Below are 3849 nucleotides of genomic sequence, written 5' to 3'. Positions count from 1 at the left end.
CCAAGATGCGCCAACCAACGATGAGTCTGCCACTGTTCCTTGATAAAACTGTTGAGCATCATTTCCCTTGCCTCCTGCGAAGCCATGCACGTACGACCAAGGTTCTCCCAAGCATAGTGTTGCGACCATGCGGTGGTGATGGCCCAGTCGATACAAGCTGGGCCAACCTTTGAAGCATAAGACGAATAAAGTGCATCACTTTGTCAGTAAAAGCTGACGGTATTTGCAGGGAATCGACGGATATCTTTTTTGCGAATCGGCATGCAGCATGCATGGCACTTCCGTTTGGCCGCTGCATGCGGACTACTGCCCAGCCGTGAGGTGCTGCGTGCCGCGAGTAGAAAGCAAGTCCAACGCGCAACATCCTTAGCTACCTGTCGTGCGCTGACCTGGCGGAAGCCTCGCTGCAAAGGGCATCGATCAAGATACTTTTTTCCATGGTCATCCCTTGCGCGCTTGCTTTGTAATGTGATGGCGCAGCCCATGTACGCGGCTGGCTCGGGAAGGTACTTATGGAATCGCTACGCATCAAGGACGATCGCCACGCGCGTCGTCACCGGACACGCTGGCATTGGCTACCTCTGGCCGGATTCGCCGCGCTTTCGCCCGTCGCATACGGGCAGGAAAAACCCCTCACCCTCGACGAACAGCAGCAACGCCTGCGCACGCAGCAGCAGGCGCAGGATCGTGCCGCACGCACGCAAGCCGCGGACGTGCGCATCGGCCAGCGTGCCGCCACCGATTTCCATGGCACCGAGCTTCCCGCCGAAACCCCCTGTTTCGCGCTGAAACAGATTCGCCTCGGTGGCGAACACAGTGATGCCTTCGGTTTCGTGCAGCGCTATCTGGATCGCTACGCCGGCCGCTGCGTGGGCGGCGAAGGCCTCAGCCTGATCGTGCGCCGCGCGGGCGATCTGATCCTGGACCGCGGTTATGTCACCACCCGCGTGGGACTGGGCGAGCAGGATCTCTCCCAAGGCATGCTGACCCTTACCTTGGTGCCCGGCATGGTGCACGCCATCCGCAAGGCCGACGACATCGCAGCCGGCGAATGGGCGTGGGCGCTGCCGATCCGTCCCGGCGATCTGCTCAATCTGCGCGACATCGAGCAAGGCCTGGAGCAGATGAAGCGCGTGCCATCGCAAGACGTGGCCATCGACATCGCGCCGACGGAGATTCCCGGCCAGTCCGACCTGGTCATCACGGTCAAACGCAGCAAGCCCTGGCGCATGGTCGCCACGCTGGATGACTCGGGCGCATCGTCCACCGGGCGCTATCAGGCGGGCCTCAACCTCGGTATCGACAATCCGCTCAACGCCAACGACATCCTTTCGCTCGGCGTCACCCACGACGTGTTCAATGGCACGGGTCGGGGTACGCAGGGTTATAACGCCAACTACGCCATTCCTCGTGGCCATTGGTTGTTCACGGCCGGCGTCTACGGTTATCGCTATCACCAGACAGTAGCGGGTTCCGCGCAAACCTTCCTCAGCCGCGGTACTTCCCCATCCATCGACCTTGGCGCGCAACGCCTGCTGCATCGTGACCACCACAGCAAGACCACCGCCGAAGTGCATCTCGGCAAGCGCTGGGCGCACAGCTATATCGAAGACGTGGAGCTGGATTCGCAACGCCGCCACATGAGCACGATCGAGGCGGCCATCGCGCATCGCCGCTACGTGGGCGGCGCGCAACTGGATCTGCGGCTGGCCGAGCGTTTCGGTGTGCCGTGGTTCGGCGGCCAGCGCGATCCGGCCGGGCGCACGGCCGACGATCCCAGCTTCCGCTATCGGCTCACCACGCTGGATGCCTCGCTCAACCAGCCGTTTTCGCTGGCCGGGCAACCAGCGCAATGGACCAGCGAATGCCACGCCCAGTACAGCCACAACCAGTTGTACGGTTCGGAATATCTCAGCCTGGGCGGCCGCTACACCGTGCGTGGTTTCGATGGCGAGCAAACGCTCGCCGCCGAACGCGGCTGGTATTGGCGCAACACCATCACCCAGCCGATCGGCAGCTGGCCGCTGATGTGGTACGCCGGCATCGACACCGGTCGCGTGAGCGGGCCGGGCACCGCGTACATCCCGGGCAACACCACGCTGGCCGGCGGTTTCCTCGGGTTACGCGGCACCTTCAAGTCGTTGAGCTGGGATGTGTTCGCAGGCAAGGCGATGCACGGCGGCAAGGTGCTGGAAAACACGCGCCCGGCCACCGGCTTTCAGCTGGTGTATGCGTTTTGATCCCGGGAGCATGTCTCGCCACCGCGTTCCACTTTGTCCGTAAGCCATGACTGATTTTGTGTCAGCCATGCGTCAGCGCATGGATGGCCTTGCTACGGTAGCCACGCCCGTTCGTTTTCCCCGTATTTGCTTGACCTCTTCGTCAAGGACTTGATGATGACCGCACGTTGCGTTTTGCCCGCTTCTTCTTCCCACCGCGTGTCACGCAGCGCCTTGAGCGTTGCTGTGCTGACCGCGCTGTTTAGCGCACCTGCTCTGGCTGGCGCACAAGTCACCCCCGATCCGAACGCCGGCGCGCATCGCCCCGGTGTCGACGCGGCCGCCAACGGCACCCCGGTGGTCAACCTCGTGGCGCCGTCGGCGGCCGGCGTCTCGCACAACCAGTACCAGCAGTTCAACGTCGACAAGCCGGGCGTGATCCTCAACAACGCCGCCGGTGTGTTGCCGACGCAACTGGGCGGCTACATCGTTGGCAATCCCAACTATCAGGCCGGGCAGTCGGCCAAGGTGATCATCAACGAAGTCACCTCGACCCATCCGACTTATTTGCGCGGCTATACCGAAGTGGCGGGTAACGCCGCCGATGTGATCATTGCCAATCCGAACGGGATTTCCGTTAACGGTGGCGGCTTTATCAACACCCATCGCGCGACGTTGACCACCGGCACGCCCGTGTTCGGCGGCGATGGTTCCTTGCATGCCTTCCACGTCACGCGCGGCGCCATCGGCATCGATGGCGAGGGGCTGAACACCTCCCACATCGACCGCTTGGATGTCATTTCGCGCAGCCTTAGCGTCACCGGCAAGGTATGGGCGAACAACCTCAACGTGGTGACCGGCGCCAACCAGGTCGGTTATGCCGATCTGTCCGCCCAGGCCATCGCCGGCGAGGGCAACGCGCCGGGGGTGAGGGTGGACGTGGCGGCGCTGGGTGGCATGTACGCCAACCAGATCCACCTGATCGGCACCGAAGCGGGCCTGGGCGTGCGCAATGCCGGTGAACTGGCTACGCAAAGCGGCGACTTCACCCTCACCGAAGCGGGCCAATTGCAATTGACCGGCACCACCTCGTCCGCCGGCCATCTCACGATCCACGCCAGCGCCCTCGATAACCGCGGCGTGCTGCAATCGGCGGGCAGCATGGCGGTGCAAACCGCCGGTGATCTCCACAACACCGGTACGGTGTACAGCGCGGGCGATCTCACTCTCACCAGCGGCGGCGCGCTCACCAACAGCCAGCTGATCGCCGCAGCGAACCGCACCACGCTACGCGCCCAGCAACTGGCCTCCAGCGGCACGCTGGGCGCGGGTATCGCGGGCGACGGCAGCCTGCAAGGCAGCGGTGCGCTGGATATCGCCACTACCGGCAACCTCGCCGCGAACGGCCGCAACCTCGCCAGCGGTGCGATCACCCTGCAAGGCAGCGCGCTGGACCTGTCCAACGCCACCACCCAAGCCGGCGGCGCCATCGCCTTGGCCAGCACGGCCGGCGATATCGCGAACCGCAACGCCACGCTGGTCACCCAGGGCGCGCTCAGCGTGCGCAGCGCTGGCACCGTGGATAACACCGGCGGCACGATCCAGGCCGGCCGCCTCGATGCGCAAGCGC

The 3849-nt window shown here is 63.9% G+C and carries 2 protein-coding genes; both read left to right on the top strand.

Translation table 11 applies throughout. The features are described 5' to 3' along the window. Positions 1 to 512 precede the first annotated feature (512 nt). Complete coding sequence (locus VMA74_RS14305) at positions 513 to 2240, top strand: ShlB/FhaC/HecB family hemolysin secretion/activation protein (RefSeq protein ID WP_325368089.1); 1728 nt, start codon at positions 513 to 515, stop codon at positions 2238 to 2240. 156 nt (positions 2241 to 2396) lie between these two features. Further along, positions 2397 to 3849 (top strand): filamentous hemagglutinin N-terminal domain-containing protein (locus VMA74_RS14300; RefSeq protein ID WP_325368087.1); only part of this gene is annotated, 1453 nt, incomplete at its 3' end.

It is taken from the genome of Dyella sp., from assembly GCF_035508675.1.
GTDB lineage: Bacteria > Pseudomonadota > Gammaproteobacteria > Xanthomonadales > Rhodanobacteraceae > Dyella_B.
Note: the sequence above shows the minus strand (reverse complement) of the source record. Positions and strands in the feature narration are given on the sequence as shown.

Excerpts from the sequence above, each read along its gene's own strand:
- VMA74_RS14305 (WP_325368089.1), top strand. The coding sequence starts at position 513 with ATGGAATCGCTACGCATCAAGGACGATCGCCACGCGCGTCGTCACCGG.